At 68.0% G+C, this 19,709-nt stretch carries 19 protein-coding genes; 9 read left to right on the top strand and 10 right to left on the bottom strand.

What is annotated here, in order from left to right; all coding sequences use genetic code 11:
- Window positions 1-24: 24 nt before the first annotated feature.
- From gyrB to dnaA, 6 genes are all read right to left on the bottom strand, one after another.
- Complete coding sequence (gene gyrB / locus ACIQI8_RS29670; protein ID WP_402356731.1) at window positions 25-2,085, bottom strand: DNA topoisomerase (ATP-hydrolyzing) subunit B; 2,061 nt, start codon at window positions 2,083-2,085, stop codon at window positions 25-27.
- Between the two features lie 375 nt (window positions 2,086-2,460).
- Window positions 2,461-2,997 (bottom strand): DUF721 domain-containing protein, encoded by a 537-nt coding sequence (locus ACIQI8_RS29665; protein WP_402356728.1) that lies wholly within the window; start codon window positions 2,995-2,997, stop codon window positions 2,461-2,463.
- A complete protein-coding gene (gene recF / locus ACIQI8_RS29660; protein WP_402356725.1) occupies window positions 2,994-4,115 on the bottom strand; it encodes a DNA replication/repair protein RecF in 1,122 nt (373 codons plus the stop codon). The genes ACIQI8_RS29665 and recF overlap by 4 nt, the downstream gene beginning before the upstream one ends.
- A 51-nt stretch (window positions 4,116-4,166) precedes the next feature.
- Entirely contained in the window at window positions 4,167-5,042 is an 876-nt protein-coding gene (gene gnd / locus ACIQI8_RS29655; protein WP_402356722.1) for a phosphogluconate dehydrogenase (NAD(+)-dependent, decarboxylating), read from the bottom strand.
- A 141-nt stretch (window positions 5,043-5,183) separates the two neighbouring features.
- Window positions 5,184-6,314: a DNA polymerase III subunit beta gene (dnaN, locus tag ACIQI8_RS29650; RefSeq protein ID WP_123998963.1), complete on the bottom strand. Its 1,131-nt coding sequence runs from the start codon at window positions 6,312-6,314 to the stop codon at window positions 5,184-5,186.
- Between the two features lie 857 nt (window positions 6,315-7,171).
- On the bottom strand, window positions 7,172-9,106 hold the full coding sequence (gene dnaA / locus ACIQI8_RS29645; RefSeq protein WP_402356718.1) for a chromosomal replication initiator protein DnaA: 1,935 nt from the start codon (window positions 9,104-9,106) through the stop codon (window positions 7,172-7,174).
- A 375-nt stretch (window positions 9,107-9,481) separates the two neighbouring features.
- Between dnaA and rpmH the strand changes: the two genes are divergently transcribed.
- From rpmH to ACIQI8_RS29600, 9 genes are all read left to right on the top strand, one after another.
- Window positions 9,482-9,619: a 50S ribosomal protein L34 gene (gene rpmH, locus ACIQI8_RS29640; protein ID WP_006381191.1), complete on the top strand. Its 138-nt coding sequence runs from the start codon at window positions 9,482-9,484 to the stop codon at window positions 9,617-9,619.
- Window positions 9,620-9,640: 21 nt separating this feature from the next.
- Window positions 9,641-10,012 (top strand): ribonuclease P protein component, encoded by a 372-nt coding sequence (gene rnpA / locus ACIQI8_RS29635; RefSeq protein ID WP_079078065.1) that lies wholly within the window; start codon window positions 9,641-9,643, stop codon window positions 10,010-10,012.
- Entirely contained in the window at window positions 10,009-10,362 is a 354-nt protein-coding gene (gene yidD / locus ACIQI8_RS29630; RefSeq protein WP_402356714.1) for a membrane protein insertion efficiency factor YidD, read from the top strand. Before rnpA ends, yidD begins: the two co-directional genes overlap by 4 nt.
- 3 nt (window positions 10,363-10,365) lie before the next feature.
- Window positions 10,366-11,649, top strand: a complete 1,284-nt coding sequence (yidC, locus tag ACIQI8_RS29625) for a membrane protein insertase YidC (RefSeq protein ID WP_402356711.1) — start codon at window positions 10,366-10,368, stop codon at window positions 11,647-11,649.
- A gap of 15 nt (window positions 11,650-11,664) precedes the next feature.
- Window positions 11,665-12,177: a protein jag gene (locus ACIQI8_RS29620; protein WP_402356708.1), complete on the top strand. Its 513-nt coding sequence runs from the start codon at window positions 11,665-11,667 to the stop codon at window positions 12,175-12,177.
- Window positions 12,178-12,293: 116 nt separating this feature from the next.
- Complete coding sequence (gene rsmG / locus ACIQI8_RS29615; protein WP_123998969.1) at window positions 12,294-13,010, top strand: 16S rRNA (guanine(527)-N(7))-methyltransferase RsmG; 717 nt, start codon at window positions 12,294-12,296, stop codon at window positions 13,008-13,010.
- Between the two features lie 296 nt (window positions 13,011-13,306).
- On the top strand, window positions 13,307-14,380 hold the full coding sequence (locus tag ACIQI8_RS29610; RefSeq protein ID WP_402357928.1) for a ParA family protein: 1,074 nt from the start codon (window positions 13,307-13,309) through the stop codon (window positions 14,378-14,380).
- The gene (locus ACIQI8_RS29605) at window positions 14,377-15,474 is read left to right on the top strand and encodes a ParB/RepB/Spo0J family partition protein (RefSeq protein ID WP_402356704.1); all 1,098 of its coding nucleotides are present in this window, start codon (window positions 14,377-14,379) and stop codon (window positions 15,472-15,474) included. The genes ACIQI8_RS29610 and ACIQI8_RS29605 overlap by 4 nt, the downstream gene beginning before the upstream one ends.
- Window positions 15,475-15,800: 326 nt before the next feature.
- Complete coding sequence (locus ACIQI8_RS29600; RefSeq protein WP_402356701.1) at window positions 15,801-16,418, top strand: GNAT family N-acetyltransferase; 618 nt, start codon at window positions 15,801-15,803, stop codon at window positions 16,416-16,418.
- A gap of 96 nt (window positions 16,419-16,514) precedes the next feature.
- Here ACIQI8_RS29600 and trxA read toward each other — a convergent pair whose 3' ends face one another.
- The 4 genes from trxA to sigM all read right to left on the bottom strand — a co-directional run bounded on the left by trxA (window position 16,515) and on the right by sigM (window position 19,700).
- A complete protein-coding gene (gene trxA / locus ACIQI8_RS29595) occupies window positions 16,515-16,847 on the bottom strand; it encodes a thioredoxin (RefSeq protein WP_123998972.1) in 333 nt (110 codons plus the stop codon).
- 43 nt (window positions 16,848-16,890) lie between these two features.
- Entirely contained in the window at window positions 16,891-17,859 is a 969-nt protein-coding gene (gene trxB, locus ACIQI8_RS29590; RefSeq protein WP_402356697.1) for a thioredoxin-disulfide reductase, read from the bottom strand.
- 183 nt (window positions 17,860-18,042) lie between these two features.
- Window positions 18,043-18,978, bottom strand: a complete 936-nt coding sequence (locus ACIQI8_RS29585; protein WP_402356694.1) for an anti-sigma factor family protein — start codon at window positions 18,976-18,978, stop codon at window positions 18,043-18,045.
- Window positions 18,975-19,700, bottom strand: coding sequence for an RNA polymerase sigma factor SigM (gene sigM / locus ACIQI8_RS29580; protein WP_402356691.1), 726 nt, complete (start codon window positions 19,698-19,700; stop codon window positions 18,975-18,977). The genes ACIQI8_RS29585 and sigM overlap by 4 nt, the downstream gene beginning before the upstream one ends.
- Window positions 19,701-19,709: the final 9 nt, after the last annotated feature.

The raw sequence follows: 19,709 nt of genomic DNA, 5'->3' as shown, positions 1-19,709 counted from the left end.
CTGGTGCGGTCAGCTGAGACCGACTCAGATGTCGAGGAAGCGGACGTCCTTGGCGTTGCGCTGGATGAACTGGCGGCGCGCCTCGACGTCCTCGCCCATGAGGACCGAGAACAGGTCGTCGGCCTGCGCGGCGTCGTCCAGGGTGACCTGGCCGAGGACGCGGTGCTCCTGGTCCATCGTGGTGATGCGCAGCTCCTCGGCGTTCATCTCGCCGAGGCCCTTGAAGCGCTGGATCGAGTCTTCCTTGATCCGCTTGCCGCTCTGCCGGCCCAGCTCGATCAGCGCGTCGCGCTCACGGTCCGAGTACGCGTACTCGAAGTCGTCACGGCCCCACTTGATCTTGTACAGCGGGGGACGCGAAAGGAACACGTGCCCGGCCTCGACCAGCGGCCGCATGAAGCGGAACAGGAAGGTCAGCAGCAGCGTGCTGATGTGCTGACCGTCGACGTCGGCGTCCGCCATCAGGATGATCTTGTGATAGCGCAGCCGCTCGATGTCGAAGTCCTCGTGGACTCCGGTGCCGAAGGCGGAGATCAGCGCCTGGATCTCCTGGTTCTGCAGGATCTTGTCGATCCTGGCCTTCTCGACGTTGAGGATCTTGCCTCGGATCGGGAGGATCGCCTGGTACTGCGGATTGCGGCCGGACTTGGCCGAACCGCCGGCGGAGTCACCCTCGACGATGAAGATCTCGCACTTGGTGGGGTCGTTCGACTGGCAGTCGGACAGCTTGCCCGGCAGGGACGCGGTCTCCAGCAGACCCTTGCGACGGGTGAGGTCGCGGGCCTTGCGGGCGGCCACGCGCGCGGTGGCGGCCTGGATGCCCTTGCGGATGATGTCCGCGGCCTCGTTCGGGTTGCGGTCCAGCCAGTCGTTGAGGTGCTCGTAGACCGCCTTCTGTACGAAGGTCTTCGCCTCGGTGTTGCCGAGCTTGGTCTTGGTCTGGCCCTCGAACTGCGGCTCGGCCAGCTTCACCGAGATGATCGCGGTCAGACCCTCGCGGATGTCGTCGCCCGTGAGGTTGTCGTCCTTCTCCCGCAGCAGCTTCTTGTCGCGCGCGTACTTGTTGATCAGCGACGTCAGCGCGGCCCGGAAGCCCTCTTCGTGCGTACCGCCCTCGTGCGTGTGGATGATGTTGGCGAAGGAGTACACACCCTCGCTGTAACCACTGTTCCACTGCATCGCGACCTCGAGGGACAGGCTCTTGTCCCTGTCCTCGGCCTCCAGGTCGATGATCGTCGGATGCACCACCTCTCCCTTGCGGGAGTTGAGGTACTTCACGTAGTCGACGATGCCGCCCTCGTAGTGGTACGTGACGGACTTGACCTCGTCCTTCTCGTCCGCACCCGCCTCGTCGGCACCGACCGTGGCCTTCGCCACCTCGCGCTCGTCAGTGAGTTTGATCGTCAAACCCTTGTTGAGGAACGCCATCTCCTGGAAGCGCCGCGAGAGCGTCTCGAAGGAGTACTCGGTGGTCTCGAAGACGTCCGGGTCGGCCCAGAAGGTGACCGACGTACCGGTCTCGTCCGTGGCCTCGTGCTGCACGAGCGGGGCCGTCGGCACGCCCAGCTTGTAGTCCTGCGTCCAGCGGTATCCGTCGGTCCTGATCTCGACGGCGACCTTGCTGGACAGCGCGTTCACCACGGAGACGCCCACGCCGTGCAGACCACCGGAGACCGCGTAGCCGCCGCCACCGAACTTGCCGCCCGCGTGCAGCACCGTCAGCACGACCTCGACGGCGGGCTTGCCCTCGGACGGGACGATGCCCACCGGGATGCCTCGGCCGTTGTCGATGACGCGCACGCCGCCGTCGTGAAGGATCGTGACGTCGATCGTGTCCGCGTGACCGGCCAGCGCCTCGTCGACGGAGTTGTCGACGACTTCCTGCACGAGGTGGTGCAGACCTCGCTCACCGGTCGAACCGATGTACATACCGGGTCGCTTGCGGACCGCGTCCAGACCCTCGAGGACGGTGATGGCGCTGGCGTCGTACGAGGCGGTGACCTCACCGTTCGACGAGGTCACCGCGCCGTTCACGCCGGCGTCGATGGACGGGATGTTCTCGTTGGGGTTGCCGGAATCGGCCACGAAGCGCCCTTTCTGGCACAGCACCAGCCAGGCTCGTCGGCGGGTTGCCGGAGCGGCTGCGGCATGTTGCGTTGGTAAGCCTTGATCAGCGTTGCTCAGCTTTTCCCGGGCGGTCCCCATCAGTGGGGCGGGATTAGCTCCCAGTCTACCGGTAGCACCGACAGTGATGGGGGTTTGCCGGTACCTGAGTCCTCATGTGCCGCCCTCAACCGGCGTCTTCCGGGTCCCCATATACGGAGCGGGGCTCCAAGAGGCTCACAGCGGCACTCAGCGCTTCCGGCTGTCAACCCTTGGCTACTTGGGAGTCAGATCGCGATTCGCAACCGCGTGCCGTTGCGCGGCTCGGCCGTCACGCACCCACATATGTGATGTCAGTCACCCATAGGTGTCGCCGGGTCCCTTGCTGCCCGGAGCGCGCAGCGGACCGTAGTTGCGGGCGGGTCCGCTCGGGCCGAGCACCTTGATCACCTTCACCGTGCCGTGCCCGAGATCCTCGTTCAGCCGGGCCACCAGCGTGGGCGCCAGCAGGCGCAGATTCGTCGCCCAGGCCGTCGAGTCGCAGCGCACGACGAGCACCTGCTCGTCCTCGTCGTACCGATCCGGCTCGCAGTGCTTGGCCACGTCCTCGCCGACGATCTGCGGCCAGCGGCCCATCACCCCGCCCACTGCGGCCGGTGCCTCCCAGCCGCGCTCGGTGATCAGCCGGTTGATCGCCGCACCGAACGCCATGGGGTCGCGTCCGTCGGCGCGCGCGCCGGAGCGCAGGCCCCCGCGCCGCGCCTGCTTCTGCTGCCGCGCCGCGTCCCCACGCGCGCGTGCCTGTTCCTTGGCTGCCCTGAGCGCCACGCGCGCGAGGTCGACGCCGGAGGGCTCTGCGGCCTTCTCGGGGACGACCGGCTCTTCGTCCGTCATACGCGCTCCACCGCCCCATCCGCCACGGAGAACCGCGTCCCCGCCAGTACGTGCGGTACGTCGTCGTCGACCGCGGCCGTCACCAGCACCTGCTCCCCGGGCGCGACCAGCTCCGCCAGCCGCTCGCGCCGCCGGGTGTCCAGCTCGGCGAACACGTCGTCGAGCACCAGCACCGGCTCATTGCCCTCGGCCCGCAACAGGTCGTACGACGCGAGCCGCAGCGCCAGCGCATAGGACCAGGACTCCCCGTGCGAGGCGTACCCCTTGGCCGGCAACTGCCCGAGCTTGAGCACCAGATCGTCCCGATGGGGTCCTACGAGAGTGATGCCCCGCTCGATCTCCTGCTTGCGCGCCTGAGCGAGCGCCCCCATGAGCTGCTCGTAGAGAGCCTCACGCGTGTGTGCCTCACCGGGCGCGGACGGCTTGTACTCCAGCGCGATCGGGCCTCCTCCGGGCGCCAGTTGCTCGTACGCCTTGTCGGTCAGCGGCTGGACGGCCGCGATCAGGTCAAGCCGCTGAGCGAGCAACTCGGCGCCCACGCGCGCGAGATGCTGATCCCAGACATCCAGCGTCGACAGGTCCATGGAGCGGCCGCCGTGCCGCCGTGCCAGGGCCGCGCTCTTGAGGAGCGTGTTGCGCTGCTTGAGCACCCGCTCGTAGTCGGAGCGGACGCCGGCCATGCGCGGGGAGCGGGCGGTGATCAGCTCGTCGAGGAAGCGGCGGCGCTCGCCGGGGTCGCCCTTGACCAGGGCGAGGTCCTCCGGCGCGAACAGCACGGTGCGCACGATGCCGAGCACGTCACGCGGCCTGACCTGCGAAGACCTGTTGATACGGGCGCGGTTGGCGCGTCCGGGGTTCAGCTCCAGCTCGATCAGCTGCTGCCGCTCGCCCTGCTTGACCTGCGCCCGGATGACGGCGCGTTCGGCGCCCATGCGCACCAGGGGGGCGTCGGAGGAGACGCGGTGACTGCCGAGGGTGGCGAGGTAGCCGACGGCCTCGACGAGGTTGGTCTTGCCCTGCCCGTTGGGGCCCACGAAGGCGGTGACGCCGGGGTCGAGCGGGACCTCGACCCCGGCGTACGAGCGGAAGTCGGCCAGCGACAGATGCGTGACGTGCATGGTCGTTCGCCGACCTCCCCCGGGTTGTGGACTGCCGGGCAGCCCTGTGGATTACTTCGTCTCGACCGCGTGGCCGCCGAACTGGTTGCGCAGCGCGGCGATCATCTTCATCTGGGGCGAGTCGTCCTGGCGGGAGGCGAACCGCGCGAACAGCGACGCGGTGATCGTCGGCAACGGCACCGCGTTGTCGATGGCGGCCTCCACGGTCCAGCGGCCCTCGCCGGAGTCCTGTGCGTAGCCCTTGAGCTTGTCGAGGTGCTCGTCGCCGTCGAGCGCGTTCACCGCGAGGTCCAGCAGCCAGGACCGGATCACCGTGCCCTCCTGCCAGGAGCGGAAGACCTCGCGCACGTCCGTGACGGAGTCGACCTTCTCCAGCAGCTCCCAGCCCTCGGCGTAGGCCTGCATCATGGCGTACTCGATGCCGTTGTGGACCATCTTGGCGAAGTGCCCGGCGCCGACCTTGCCGGCGTGCACGGAGCCGAACTCGCCTTCCGGCTTGAGGGCGTCGAAGACCGGCTGCACCTTGGCGACGTTCTCCGCGTCGCCGCCGTACATCAGCGCGTAGCCGTTCTCCAGGCCCCAGACGCCCCCTGAGACGCCGCAGTCGACGAAACCGATGCCCTTGGCGGCCAGTTCCTCCGCGTGCTTCTCGTCGTCCGTCCAGCGGGAGTTGCCGCCGTCCACGACGACATCGCCCGGCGACAGGAGCTCGGCCAGTTCGTCGACGGTCGACTGGGTGGGGGCACCGGCCGGGACCATCACCCAGACCACGCGCGGACCTTGGAGTTTGCCCACAAGCTCTTCCAGGCTGTGGACATCCGCGAGGTCCGGGTTGCGGTCGAATCCGACGACGGTGTGGCCTGCGCGGCGGATCCGCTCGCGCATGTTGCCGCCCATCTTGCCGAGGCCGACGAGACCGAGCTCCATCAGTTGTTCCTTAGGTTGCCGAGTGTCGTGTGAGGCGCTTGTTCGCACCCGCGTCCGAGCCTAAACCCGGACGCTCACGCACACCTGTGGGCATACGCGCTCAAACGTACGCCCCGACCTGCGGGTTCCCGAAGGGCGCGCTCAGCCGCTCAGCCGCACCGGCATGATCAGGTACTTGTAGGCCTCGTCCGCCTCCGCGTCCAGCGCCGGCTTGCCGCTGAGCAACGCGGGCTTCGTGGACGTCGTGAACGACAGCTGGGCGACCGGGGAGTCGATGGCGCTCAGGCCGTCCAGCAGGAACGTCGGGTTGAAGGCGATCGACACGTCGTCGCCCTCCAGCTGGGCGTCGACCCTTTCCACAGCCTGTGCGTCGTCGCTGGAGCCGGCCTCCAGGATCAGCACGCCCTGCTCGAAGCTGAGCCGCACCGGGGTGTTGCGCTCGGCGACCAGGGCCACGCGCTTGACGGCCTCCACGAAGGGGGCGGTCTCGATCACGGCGATGGAGTTGAACTCCGTCGGGAACAGCGAGCGGTACTTCGGGAGGTCGCCCTCCAGGAGGCGGGTCGTCGTGCGCCGGCCCGCGCCCTCGAAGCCGATGAGGCCCTCGCCCGCGCCGGAGCCGGACAGCGCCAGGATCACGCTGTCGCCGCTCGTGAGGGCCTTGGCGGTGTCCAGGAGCGTCTTGGCGGGCACCAGGGCGACCGCGGACGCCTCCGGGTTCTCCGGCTTCCACAGGAACTCGCGGACCGCGAAGCGGTAGCGGTCGGTGGAGGCCAGCGTGACCGTGTCGCCCTCGATCTCGATGCGCACACCGGTGAGCACGGGCAGCGTGTCGTCGCGCCCGGCGGCGATGGCCACCTGGGCGGCGGCGGCCGCGAAGACCTCGCCGGGGACCGTGCCCGTCGCGTTCGGCATCTGCGGCAGCGCCGGGTACTCCTCCACAGGCAGGGTGTGGAGTGTGAATCGGGAGGAGCCGCAGACCACCGTCGCCCGTACACCGTCTGTGGAAATCTCCACCGGGCGGTTGGGCAGCGCGCGGCAGATGTCCGCGAGCAGGCGGCCGGAGACCAGGACCGTGCCCTCTTCCTCGACCTCGGTCTCCACCGACACGCGTGCGGAGACCTCGTAGTCGAAGCTGGACAGGCTCAGCTGGCCGTCCTCGGCCTTCAGCAGAAGGCCGGCGAGGACAGGCGCCGGCGGACGGGCCGGGAGGCTGCGTGCCGCCCAGGCAACTGCCTCCGCGAGTACGTCGCGTTCCACCCGGATCTTCACTGTTGCCGCCTCCTGCTGTTGCCGGCGCTTCTCGGCCTGCCTGGCTTCGTCGTCTGTCTCGGTGTTGTCAGCCCCTGTGGAGGGAAGGACACCGGGGAACAGTCTGACGCACCCCACTGACAGTAGGTGCCTCTCGGGGTCAAGTCGTGACGAGGGGCAGTCGGGAGCGAGACAGCGAGTTGTGCACAGGACCCACTTCGAAACGGTTTCCCAGCTCTCTCTAGTTGCTAGTAGTAGTAGGGGCTGTGGAAACGGTGGATAACCTCGTTTTCCCAGCTCAGAGCGGGAATTTTGTCCACTGGTCCTGTGGGCGGAGGCGGTGGACAACCGGGCGCTTCTGTGGAGAACGGAAAGTTCTGCACACTCCATGCACAGCCGAGGGGCACTTCTCCCCAGCGCCGTCCCCAGCTTTACCCACGTTTCCCACAGGGCAACCCGGCACCTTCGTGTGACGCCTTTCACTCGACCCGGTGATCAGGCGCGTCGCGTTGCCGAACAGTGGACAGGGATGTGGAGAAGCTGGTGATCTCTGGGGACAACCGGCCCTGGCCTGTGAGTTGTCGGTGGACAACTTCGTGCACAGCTTGTGGATCATTCGGCTGTCCACAGTCTGTGGAGATCGTTCGTCCACTAATCCACAGGCACCTGACCTGGCCTGACGGTCTTTCGGCGGCGACGCCTGTGGACACGATCTGGACAACTCCTGGGTCCCCAGGGTGTGGACGGCAGAAAGTCGCCGAATCTGTGGAGAGAGGCCGTAACTCGGCCCGTATTCGAACAGCGGGTTGCCGCGACACGAAGAAGGGCGCCCTCGGGAACTCGTCCCGGGGCGCCCTCGGCGGCCGTCCGCGCGGCTGTCAGCCGTTCTTGATGCGGTTCGTCAGCTCGGTCACCTGGTTGTAGATGGAGCGCCGCTCGGCCATCAGATTGCGGATCTTGCGGTCCGCGTGCATGACGGTCGTGTGGTCGCGGCCGCCGAACAGCGCGCCGATCTTCGGCAGCGACAGGTCGGTCAGCTCCCGGCACAGGTACATGGCGATCTGCCGTGCCGTCACCAGCGCGCGCCCGCGCGAGGTGCCGCACAGGTCCTCGACGGTGAGCCCGAAGTAGTCGGCGGTCGCGCTCATGATGGCCGTCGAGGTGATCTCGGGGGCCGAGTCCTCACCGCCGGGGATCAGGTCCTTGAGGACGATCTCCGTCAGGCCCAGGTCCACCGGCTGCCGGTTGAGCGACGCGAACGCCGTCACCCGGATCAGCGCGCCCTCCAGCTCGCGGATGTTGCGCGAGATGCGGGACGCGATGAACTCCAGGACCTCCGGCGGGGCGTTGAGCTGCTCCTGCACCGCCTTCTTACGGAGGATCGCGATACGCGTCTCCAGTTCGGGCGGCTGGACGTCGGTGATCAGACCCCACTCGAAACGGTTCCGCAGCCGGTCCTCCAGCGTCACCAGCTGCTTGGGCGGCCGGTCGCTGGAGAGCACGATCTGCTTGTTCGCGTTGTGGAGCGTGTTGAAGGTGTGGAAGAACTCCTCCTGCGTCGACTCCTTGTCCGCGAGGAACTGGATGTCGTCGACGAGCAGGATGTCCATCTCGCGGTACCGCTTGCGGAAGCTGTCGCCCTTGCCGTCGCGGATGGAGTTGATGAACTCGTTGGTGAACTCCTCCGAGCTCACGTACCGCACGCGCGTGCCCGGGTAGAGGCTCCGCGCGTAGTGTCCGATCGCGTGCAGCAGGTGCGTCTTGCCCAGCCCCGACTCCCCATAGATGAAGAGGGGGTTGTACGCCTTCGCCGGCGCCTCGGCGACGGCCACCGCGGCCGCGTGCGCGAAGCGGTTGGAGGCGCCGATGACGAACGTGTCGAAGAGGTACTTCGGGTTCAGGCGAGCGGTCGGCTCGCCGGGGCGGGTCGCCGGCGCGGGCTGCGCGGCCAGCGGGCCGGGAGCGCCGGGGCTCATGGAGCCGCCGCGGTGGCCGTGCCCGGAGTTCGACGGCGGCTCGGACCGGTCCCGGCGCCCGTCGCGCTGGTCGTAGTCGGACCGGGGCGCGTCGTAGTCGGGGCGCGGCTGGTCGTACTCGGAGCGCTGATTGTCGTAGGGCGGACGCTCCATCGACTGCGGGCGGTAGTCCTGGGCGGGCGGGGCGTAGGAGTCCTGGGGGTTGTACGGCTCCTGCTGCTGGCCGTAGTTGTCCTGCGACGGCGAGGCATAGGGGTCGCGCTCCGGGAAGCCGAGCCGCGGCTGCTGCCAGCTGTACTCGTCCTGGGAGGGGCGCGGCCAGGCGCCGGGCTCGGGGCGCTGGTACTCGGAGGGGTAGGCGGGCCGGGCCGTGGGCAGCTGGTCCTGGCGGGAGGGGGGCAGTTGGTCGCTCGGGGCGCCGGGCAGCTGATCGGGTCGGTTCGACCGGCGGTCGTCGGCGCGGTGGCGGCCGTAGCCCTCGTACGGGTCGGAGGAGAGCTCGGGCTCCTCGTAGCGCTGCTGGGGGCGGGGCGGTGGCGCCGGCGGGCCGGGAGGCTCGCCCGCGGAGTCGTCGACGGTGATCGCGATCCGGATGGGGCGGCCGCATTCGCGGGTCAGTGATTCGGCGACGATGGGCGCGAGGCGGCCTTCGAGGACCCCCTTCGCAAACTCGTTCGGTACGGCGAGCAGGGCGGTGTCGGCCACCAGCGCGAGGGGCTGGCAGCGACGGATCCAGTGCTCGTCCTTTGCCTCGACCCCCTGCGCACGGCCCTCACCGAGGAGCTGCTCCAGTACTCGTGGCCACACTGCGGCAAGATCGGCAGGCACGTCAGCCACAGGGCACGCTCTCTCGTGGGTCCCACGAACGTGTGGTTGCGGGACGGATCGGGTGGTAAATGGGGTGGCGGTGGGGACAAGGGAACGAATCGGAGTCCAGCCACGGTAGTCAGGGCGACGGGTGCGGTTCAAGTTGTTGTCCCCAGGCTGTGGATAGTGTCTCCCGGTGACCGCTGGTTTGACCGGATGGCTCAGCCGCGCGTACCGTAACCAGGTCGAGTTGTCGATGGCTGCTGCCGCCTGCCTCCGATGGGCACAGATCGCTGAAGGTGATCGGGAAGCGGTGCAATCGGGCGTGACGCGAGCTTCTCGTGGGCGCACGGTGACAGCCAGGACGGCACCGGCCAAACCCCGATTGATTTCTGGAGCCCCCGAGTGAGCAAGCGCACCTTCCAGCCGAACAACCGTCGCCGCGCCAAGACCCACGGCTTCCGCCTGCGGATGCGTACCCGTGCCGGCCGCGCGATTCTCGCGAACCGTCGTGGCAAGGGTCGCGCCAGCCTGTCCGCCTGATCCCGGTCAGGTCATGCCGTCGTGCTGCCCACCGAGAACCGGCTGAGGCGGCGCGAGGACTTCGCGACCGCGGTACGACGAGGGCGCCGGGCCGGACGCCCGTCCCTAGTCGTCCATCTTCGTAGCGGTGCCACGGACCCGCACGCGCCAGGGGAGAGCGCTCCCCCGACGCGTGCGGGTTTCGTCGTGAGCAAAGCCGTGGGTGGTGCGGTGGTCCGCAACAAGGTGAAGCGCAGGCTGCGTCACCTGATGCGCGATCGAGTCGCCCTGCTGCCCCCCGGTAGCCTGGTAGTCGTACGAGCGCTGCCCGGTGCGGGTGACGCCGACCATGCACAGCTGGCCCGAGACCTGGATGCCGCCCTGGAGCGGCTGCTGGGAGGGGGCGCGCGATGAAGTACCCACTGCTTGCACTGATCAAGCTGTACCAGTGGACGATCAGTCCACTGCTCGGCCCGGTGTGCAAGTACTACCCGTCGTGCTCCCACTACGGCTACACGGCCATCGACCGGCACGGTGCGATCAAGGGCACGGCACTCACCGCCTGGCGCATCCTGCGGTGCAATCCGTGGTCGCTGGGCGGAGTGGACCATGTGCCGCCCCGCAAGCGCCCGCGGTGGCACGAAATGCTGCGCGGCGCCCGGCGTGCACGCAAGGGCGGGACCTCCGCCGCCGAACAGGCCATCGAGGGACAGACTCCTTCGAGCCCGGCCGCCGAGACCCCGTCCCATGTCCAAGGAGCATGATTAGTGGACACGATTGCCAGTCTTTTCAGCTTCATCACGACACCCGTTTCCTGGGTCATCGTCCAGTTCCACTCGGTGTACGGGAAGGTCTTCGGTGCCGACACGGGCTGGGCCTGGGGCCTGTCCATCGTGTCCCTGGTGATCCTGATCCGCATCTGCCTGATCCCGCTGTTCGTGAAGCAGATCAAGGCGACCCGGGCCATGCAGACGCTGCAGCCCGAGATGAAGAAGATCCAGGAGCGCTACAAGAACGACAAGCAGCGCCAGTCCGAAGAGATGATGAAGCTGTACAAGGAGACGGGCACCAACCCGCTCTCCTCGTGCCTTCCCATCCTGGCGCAGTCCCCGTTCTTCTTCGCGCTGTACCACGTGCTCAACGGCATCGCGACGGGCAAGACGATCGGCGTCATCAACGACCCGCTGCTCGCCAGCGCGCGTAAGGCGCACATCTTCGGTGCCCCGCTGGCGGCGAAGTTCACCGACAGCGCCGACAAGGTCGGCCAGCTCGGCGCCACGCTGACCGACGTCCGCGTCGTCACCGCGATCATGATCGTGATGATGTCGGCGTCGCAGTTCTACACGCAGCGCCAGCTGATGACGAAGAACGTCGACACCACGGTGAAGACGCCGTTCATGCAGCAGCAGAAGATGCTGATGTACGTCTTCCCCGTCATGTTCGCCATCTTCGGCATCAACTTCCCCGTCGGTGTCCTCGTCTACTGGCTGACCACCAACGTGTGGACCATGGGCCAGCAGATGTACGTCATCCGCAACAACCCGACGCCGGGTTCCAAGGCCCAGGCCGCCTACCTGGAGCGCCTGACCAAGCACGTCACGCACCACGGCAAGACCCGCAGGCGGAGCGAGAAGACCATCATCAAGGCGATCGTCGCCAAGGGCCGGGACCGCAACGAGTTCGAGCGCAAGTTCATCAACGCCCTGAACAAGGCGGGCCTCGCGGCCCACGCGGACGGCACCGTGGCGAAGGGTGAGGCCGAGGCCGTCACGCTGGCCGAGGACGGTACGCCCACCACCGGCGGTGCGCCCAAGCGCCAGCAGCCCAAGCGCCAGTCGAAGGCCCAGCGCCAAGGCGGCCCCAGGGTGGCCGGCGAGTCCACCGCCTCCGCCTCGTCGACGCCGACGTCGCTGGAGAAGTCCGACGAGCCACAGGACGCCAAGCCTGCCGACAAGCCCGCTCCGAAGTCCGGCGCGAGCGGTCGCAGCAAGGCCCAGTCCGGGCAGCGCAAGGGCGGTCCGCAGCGCCCCAAGTCCCCCTCCAAGAAGTAAGAAGGAGCCCATCCCGTGACGGAAGGCACCACCTCCGCTGCCGCCGAGGGTGTAGACACCCTGTCCCGCCTGGAGCAGGAGGGTGAGATCGCGGCGGACTACCTCGAGGGTCTGCTGGACATCGCCGACCTCGACGGCGACATCGACATGGACGTCGAGGCCGACCGCGCCGCTGTCTCGATCATCAGCGACTCGGGTGGCCGAGACCTGAACAAGCTGGTCGGCCGCGACGGTGAGGTGCTAGAGGCGCTCCAGGAGCTCACGCGCCTCGCCGTGCACCGGGAGACCGGGGACCGCAGCCGGCTGATGCTGGACGTCGCCGGCTACCGCGCCAAGAAGCGCGCCGAGCTCTCCGAGCTGGGTGCCAAGGCAGCCTCCGACGTGAAGAACACCGGCGAACCGGTGAAGCTCGACCCGATGACACCGTTCGAGCGCAAGGTCGTGCACGACGCGGTCAAGGCCGCGGGCCTGCGCAGCGAGTCGGAGGGCGAGGAGCCACAGCGCTTCGTCGTCGTGCTTCCCGCCTGATCGGTTCTACGTTCCTCCGGCCCCGTCTGTAGCGCAGACGGGGCCGAAGTTTGTCAGCCTGATAGCTCTGGTGGTCGGCGCTCGGTGCGCTGATGCGGTACGGAAGGACGGTCCCCGTGACGGAGGCAGCGGAACTCCCCCCTGCGCCCGAGCAGGCGCGTGAGGTGTTCGGCGATCGGTTCTCGGATGCGGTCCGGTACGCGGAGCTGCTCGCCGAGGCGGGCGTGCAGCGCGGTCTGATCGGTCCGCGTGAGGTGCCCCGGCTCTGGGAGCGGCACCTGTTGAACTGTGCGGTGCTCTCGGAGGTGGTGCCCGAGAGCGTGACGGTGTGCGATGTCGGCTCCGGGGCCGGCCTGCCGGGCATCCCCCTGGCACTGGTCCGGCCGGATCTGAAGATCACGCTGCTGGAGCCGTTGCTGCGCCGGACGAACTTCCTCACCGAGGTCGTCGAGCTGCTGGGCCTGGACCATGTGACGGTCATGCGGGGCCGGGCCGAGGAGGTCATGGGCAAGCTGCCGCCCGTGCACGTGGTGACGGCCCGAGCCGTGGCACCACTGGACCGCCTGGCCGCCTGGGGGATCCCGCTGCTGCGTCCCTACGGCGAGATGCTCGCCCTCAAGGGCGACACCGCCGAGGAGGAGCTGAAGGCGGCCGCCACAGCACTGAGCAAGCTCGGTGCTGTGGAGACGTCGATCCTCCATGTGGGCGACGGTGTCGTGGATCCGCTGTCGACTGTGGTGCGGGTCGAGGTCGGTGAGAGTCCCGGTGGTGTGCGCTTCGCGGCGAAGAAGGCGAAGGCGGCCCGGACCGGACGGGTACGTCGCCGCCGCTGATCCGTCCTGACGACGAGACGTACTCCACACAAGCTGTCAAACCTACGCATGCCGGAGTGTCGCGACAGTTTGGGTCACCACTGCTGTGCATCGTGTTTCACGTGAAACGTCGCTCCTTGTTGCACGGCATCATCAGCCGGGGCCGCGCCGCGGAACCGCGCGACCGAAAACCCCTAGGTTCGCTGAGAGAAGACGCTTCGGATGACGCTCCGTCCCCCTTGAGGGGCACGGAGTTGTCCACAGAGGTGGATTTCTCCACAGAACACCAGGCCTCACTGGTTCACGACCCCGAAGACATGGGAGGCTCTGTTCATTGCGAGCCTGAAGTCGAGGAGAGTGAATCCTTGCGGTCCGACGCCAACATCGCGGGACCGATGACCGATCCGGTCCCCGGTCCCCGTACCGAGTCGATGGGGGAGGATGTTTCACGTGAAACACCGCCTCCGATGGACGACACTCCGATCGGTCGTGCTGCCCAATTGGCTGTAGAGGCTCTTGGCCGTGCCGGCGAAGGGCTGCCCCGCCCCGAGCAGACGCGCGTCATGGTGGTGGCCAACCAGAAGGGTGGCGTGGGCAAGACGACGACGACCGTCAACCTTGCCGCTTCCCTTGCCCTGCACGGCGGGCGTGTCCTGGTGATCGACCTCGACCCTCAGGGCAACGCATCCACTGCGCTGGGGATCGACCATCACGCCGAAGTCCCGTCCATTTATGACGTCCTGGTCGAGAGCAGGCCGCTGGCGGAAGTCGTTCAGCCTGTACCTGACGTCGAGGGTCTGTTCTGTGCCCCCGCCACGATCGATCTCGCCGGTGCGGAGATCGAGCTGGTGTCGCTGGTGGCCCGCGAGAGCAGGCTGCAGCGGGCCATTCAGGCCTACGAGCAGCCCCTCGACTACATCCTCATCGACTGCCCGCCCTCGCTCGGCCTGCTGACGGTCAACGCCTTGGTGGCCGGCGCGGAGGTCCTCATCCCGATCCAGTGCGAGTACTACGCGCTGGAGGGGCTGGGCCAACTGCTGCGCAACGTCGACCTGGTGCGGGGGCACCTCAACCCCACTCTGCATGTATCGACGATCCTGCTCACCATGTACGACGGCCGGACGCGCCTCGCGTCCCAGGTCGCCGACGAGGTGCGCAGCCACTTCGGTGACGAGGTGTTGAGGACGAGCATTCCCCGCTCGGTCCGGATCTCCGAGGCGCCGAGCTACGGGCAGACGGTGCTGACGTACGATCCGGGTTCCAGCGGTGCCCTCTCTTATCTTGAGGCGGCACGAGAACTCGCGCTGAAGGGTGTCGGCGTCAGCTATGACCCGACGCAGGCCCACATCGGCGCCCAGAGCAACCCGAGCATGGTGGAGGGCATTCAGTGAGTGAGCGACGGAGGGGTTTGGGCCGTGGTCTCGGCGCACTGATCCCCGCTGCCCCGACGGAGAAGACGCCGGCCCCCGCCGCGGTGGGAGGTGGCGGTTCCGCGTCGCCGACGTCGGTGCCGCTACTGACGACCGACCGTGGTGTGGCCGCGGCGAAGGTGGCATCGTTGCCACCTGTTTCACATGAAACCGAGGAGCCGTTCCTCAACGGTGTGGAGACGCCGGCACCGCCCATCGGTGCCCACTTCGCGGAACTCCCCATCGACTCCATCACGCCGAACCCGCGTCAGCCGCGTGAGGTCTTCGACGAGGACGCGCTGCAGGAACTCGTCACCTCCATCAAGGAGGTCGGTCTCCTCCAGCCCGTCGTCGTTCGGCAGACGGGTCCGACCCACTACGAGCTCATCATGGGTGAGCGGCGTTGGCGGGCGTGCCGTGAGGCGGGGCTCGACGCGATCCCGGCGATCGTGCGGGCCACGGACGACGAGAAGCTTCTCCTGGACGCCCTCCTGGAGAACCTGCACCGCGCACAGCTGAACCCGCTGGAAGAGGCCGCCGCCTACGACCAGTTGCTGAAGGACTTCAACTGCACACACGACCAGCTGGCCGACCGCATCGGTCGCTCCCGTCCGCAGGTCTCCAACACTCTGCGTCTGCTGAAGCTGTCGCCGGCCGTTCAGCGCCGGGTCGCGGCAGGAGTCCTCTCGGCGGGCCATGCACGGGCACTGCTCTCCGTGGACGACTCGGAGGAGCAGGACCGGCTCGCCCACCGCATCGTGGCCGAGGGGCTCTCGGTGCGGGCGGTCGAGGAGATCGTGACCCTCATGGGATCGCGTCCGCAGACAGCTCAGCGCTCCAAGGGCCCGCGGGCCGGCGCCCTGGTCTCGCCGGCACTCACCGAGCTCGCGGGGCGTCTCTCGGACCGCTTCGAGACGCGAGTGAAGGTCGACCTCGGCCAGAAGAAGGGCAAGATCACTGTCGAGTTCGCTTCGATGGAGGACCTTGAGCGGATCCTCAGCTCCCTCGCCCCGGGTGAGGGGCCGGTCCTGCAGAAGAGCCTTCTGGACGGCGATTCGGAGGAGTCCGAGGACTGAGTTCCTCCTGGCCGACCAGACGATTTCGCTCGATCGGCCGCCGGAGCGGGCCGTGACCGGTGTGTACCGGGACACGGCCCGCTCTTTGCTTTCAGGCAGTATCGATGGCATCGCATCGTGGATACGATGCGATCGGGTATGGCACATCCACCTGGCAGCACCTCTTGGGGAGGCAGAGCCATGCGAACGATGAGCCGCACCGGACTGGTGGGCACAGCCCTGGGACTGGGCGCGGTCGGCGGCTTCGTCGGCAGCCTGCTCAGGGAACACAGCGCTCTGACGGCCGCCCGCTGCGCCGCGGGCGAAGGAAGCGAGGAACAGCCTTCATGGGGCGCCGGCTCGTACCGCTCACGCTGGACAACCTCCCGGACCTTCCCAAGCGGTGCAGGTCGTGTGTCTTCTGGGAGTTGGACCCAGTCAGCGGCGAAGCCGCGGTAAGAGGGGACACCTCCGCGCTGGAGAAGGAAGGGTGGATCTCCGCCGTCCTTCTCGACTGGGGATCCTGCGGCCGGGTGGTCTACGTCGACGACGTGCCGGCGGGCTTCGTGCTCTACGCCCCTCCCGCGTACGTGCCACGGGCGACGGCATTCCCCACGAGCCCGGTGTCGCCGGACGCCGTCCAGCTGATCACCGGCTTCATCATGCCGGGCTATCAGGGACAGGGGCTCGGCCGTGTGATGGTCCAGACGGTCGCCAAGGATGTGCTGCGCCGAGGCTTCAAGGCGATCGAGGCCTTTGGTGACGCGCGCTGGAAAGAGCCCGGCTGTGTGCTGCCCGCCGACCATCTGTTGGCCGTCGGCTTCAAGACCGTTCGCCAGCACCCCACTTATCCGCGATTGCGGCTGGAGCTACGGACGACGCTCTCCTGGAAGGAAGACGTGGAGATGGCGTTGGACCGGCTGCTGGGGGCCGTACAGAAGGAGCCGGTGCTGCGCCCGCTCTAGCAGCGAGCGGACCGCCACAAGGGGGCTCAAGAGGGCTCCACAAACACGAAGGGGCCGACCCTTCCGGGTCGGCCCCTTCGTGTTTCACGTGAAACATCACTCAGCGATGAAGTCCTCAAGGTCGCGGACGATCGCGGCCTTCGGCTTCGCACCGACGATGGTCTTGGCGACCTCGCCGTTCTGGTAGACGTTCAGCGTCGGGATGGACATCACGCCGTACTTGGCGGCCGTGCCCGGGTTCTCGTCGATGTTCAGCTTGACGATCTCGATCTTGTCGCCGTACTCGGCAGCGATCGCCTCGAGGGACGGAGCGATCTGGCGGCACGGACCGCACCATGCGGCCCAGAAGTCCACGAGGACGGGCTTGTCGCTCTTGAGGACGTCCTGCTCGAAGGAATCGTCGGTCACGTGCTTCAGGGTGCCGGCCACGGCGGGCTCCTTAACTGGTTGGTGCGGTGGGGCGGGATGGGGGTCAGACAGCGGTCTTCTCGGGCTCGGCGTTCTCCTCGTCCGCCAGGGCGGCGAGGTAGCGCTCGGCGTCGAGGGCGGACGAGCACCCGGTGCCGGCCGCGGTGATCGCCTGCCGGTAGGTGTGGTCGACGACGTCGCCGGCGCCGAAGACACCGGTCAGGTTGGTGTGGGTCGAGGGGGCGTCGACCTTGAGGTAGCCCTCCTCGTCCAGGTCCAACTGACCCTTGAAGAGCTCGGTGCGCGGGTCGTGGCCGATCGCGATGAAGAGGCCCGTGACCGCCAGGTCGGAGAGCTCACCGGTCTTGAGGTTGCGCAGCTTCAGACCCGCGAGCTTCTGGTCGCCCTGGATCTCCGCGACCTCGCTGTCCCAGACGAACTTGATCTTCGGATCGGCGAAGGCACGCTCCTGCATCGCCTTGGAGGCGCGCAGGGTGTCGCGGCGGTGGACGATCGTCACGGACTTGGCGAAGCGGGAGAGGAAGGTGGCCTCCTCCATCGCGGTGTCACCGCCGCCGATCACGGCGATGTCCTGGTCCTTGAAGAAGAACCCGTCACAGGTGGCACACCAGGAGACTCCGCGTCCGGAGAGCACGTCCTCCTTGGGCAGACCGAGCTTGCGGTGCTGGGAGCCCGTGGTGACGATGACGGCTTTCGCCTTGTGGACGGTGCCCGCAGTGTCGGTCACAGTCTTGATGTCGCCGGTCAGGTCGACGGAGACGATGTCGTCCGGAACGAGCTCGGCGCCGAACCGCTCGGCCTGGGCGCGCATGTTGTCCATGAGGTCCGGGCCCATGATGCCGTCCCGGAACCCGGGGAAGTTCTCCACGTCGGTGGTGTTCATCAGCGCACCGCCGGCGGTGACGGCGCCCTCGAAGACCAGCGGCTTCAACGACGCGCGCGCGGTGTAGAGCGCCGCCGTGTAGCCGGCGGGCCCGGAGCCGATGATGATCACGTTACGGACGTCGCTCACGACTAGATTCCTCGTCTCTGGACTGCATCGTCAGACCGGTGGGAGCTCCTTTCAGAACTCTCACCCCACCCAACGGATCCTAAGGGGCGTGCATTCCCGCTGTGTCCGGGCACACGGGGGCGAACACAGTGTGCGCGGACACAGCGGAGAACACCACGGAGCACGCAGGCAAGACGCGGCCGGTCAGGGCTGGGCGTAGGACTTCGTCAGCAGGACCTTCGCCTGGGTGGACGGAGCCTTGGTCGCGCAGGTCGCGTCCATGATGTAAGCGGTCACCTTGGCGCTGTCGGAGGCGTCGGTCAGGACCACCAGCAGGACGGGAGTCCCCTTGTAGGTGCCTTCCTTCGTAGCGAGGGCCGGGTCGATCCGGCCGATGCCTTTCTGGATGCAGTCGGGGACGGAGGGCTCGCGGAAGACCTTCGGTGACGCGGTGTCGGTACCCGGATCTCCCAGGATCCCGATGCTGCGGGGAGGGCGGGTGGCGCTTTGAGAGCGCTCGTCCTTGCCGAGAAGATCGGCCACCTGCTTCTGCAGCCCGCTCTCGGAGAACGTGTCCGCCGCGGATGCCCGCCCGTTGGCCCCGGTCTCGGAAGGCTTGCCGTCGTTCATTGTGGCGACCATGACGGCACCGAATCCCAGAGCGGCGACCGCGAAGACGCTGCCGAGGACGGCGACCCGGCGACGCCCGGCCGGCTTCCGGTCCTTGCGGCCCGGCCCGGTGGTCCTGACCCGCGCGTGTCCTGCGGGTCGGTCTGCTGTTGCCGATGTTTCACGTGAAACATGCGCGCTGTCGCTGTCGCCCCGGGCGGACAGAGACTGGGACGCACCTACGAGCACGGGGGTGTCCATGTGATCCGGAGCTGACGAGTCCAACAGCGCCTCGGCCGCGAGGGCCGCATCGATCCGGTTCGCGACATCGTCGGACATGCGCTGCACGCTTGGCACGGCGCCGAGCAGTGCCCGGATCTCCTCCAGCGACGCGTACACGTCCGTGCAGAGTTCGCACTCGTCCAGATGCCGTCGTACGGCAGCGGTCCGGGACGGCGAGAGCAGTCCCTCGGTGAGGTCGGAGATCTCGGCGACGTCCGGGTGCCCGGCCATGTCCGCTGTTGATGTCACGCTCGCCCACCTCCGCCCTTCACTGCAGCTGGATCGCTTGGTCCTGTATCGCGTGGACCGGCGCCTGGCGGTCCCGCTGCCGGTGGGACGGATGTCCCCTGCGTCCGGTTCCGCCCCTGGCCCCCTTCCTTTCCGTCACCCGTGTTTTCCGGCCGCAGGTGGGTGAGGAGGGGGAGCAGTCTGGCTCTGCCCCGCGCGCAACGGCTCTTCACCGTCCCGGTGGGGACGTCGAGCACGCGGGCGGCTTCGGCGACGGGGTATCCCTGCATGTCCACGAGGACGAGGGCCGCGCGCTGATCGGGCGGCAGTGTGCCGAGGGCTTGCAGGAGCTGGCGGTGGAGGTCGTTGCGCTCCGCCGGCGCCTCCGCCGACTCGTGCGGTTCCAGGAGCTGTTCGAGCCGCTCGTTGTCGTCGACCGGAGAGGTCTTTCGTGAGGCGGCCTTGCGGGCCCGGTCGAGACAGGCGTTCACCGTGATCCGGTGCAGCCATGTCGTGACGGCCGACTGGCCCCGGAAGGTGTGGGCGGCCCGGTACGCGGAGACGAGGGCGTCCTGCACGGCGTCAGCGGCCTCCTCGCGGTCGCCCAGCGTCCGCAGGGCGACAGCCCATAGCCGGTCGCGATGCCGCCGTACGAGCTCACCGAAGGCGTCGGGGTCGCCCTCCACGTGGCGGGCGAGCAACTCCTGGTCACTCGCTCCCGCGTATCCGGCGCCTTCCGCCATCTGACCCCC

The sequence above is a fragment of the Streptomyces sp. NPDC092369 genome, assembly GCF_044755245.1.
Taxonomy (GTDB): Bacteria; Actinomycetota; Actinomycetes; order Streptomycetales; family Streptomycetaceae; genus Streptomyces.
The sequence above is the reverse complement of the archived record's forward strand: the minus strand, read 5'-3'. Positions and strand labels throughout refer to the sequence as shown.

Excerpts from the sequence above, each read along its gene's own strand:
- yidD (WP_402356714.1), top strand. The coding sequence starts at position 10,009 with ATGAAGTACCCACTGCTTGCACTGATCAAGCTGTACCAGTGGACGATC.
- gnd (WP_402356722.1), bottom strand. The coding sequence starts at position 5,042 with ATGGAGCTCGGTCTCGTCGGCCTCGGCAAGATGGGCGGCAACATGCGC.
- ACIQI8_RS29610 (WP_402357928.1), top strand. The coding sequence starts at position 13,307 with ATGGGAGGCTCTGTTCATTGCGAGCCTGAAGTCGAGGAGAGTGAATCC.
- recF (WP_402356725.1), bottom strand. The coding sequence starts at position 4,115 with ATGCACGTCACGCATCTGTCGCTGGCCGACTTCCGCTCGTACGCCGGG.
- ACIQI8_RS29665 (WP_402356728.1), bottom strand. The coding sequence starts at position 2,997 with ATGACGGACGAAGAGCCGGTCGTCCCCGAGAAGGCCGCAGAGCCCTCC.
- sigM (WP_402356691.1), bottom strand. The coding sequence starts at position 19,700 with ATGGCGGAAGGCGCCGGATACGCGGGAGCGAGTGACCAGGAGTTGCTC.
- ACIQI8_RS29600 (WP_402356701.1), top strand. The coding sequence starts at position 15,801 with ATGGGGCGCCGGCTCGTACCGCTCACGCTGGACAACCTCCCGGACCTT.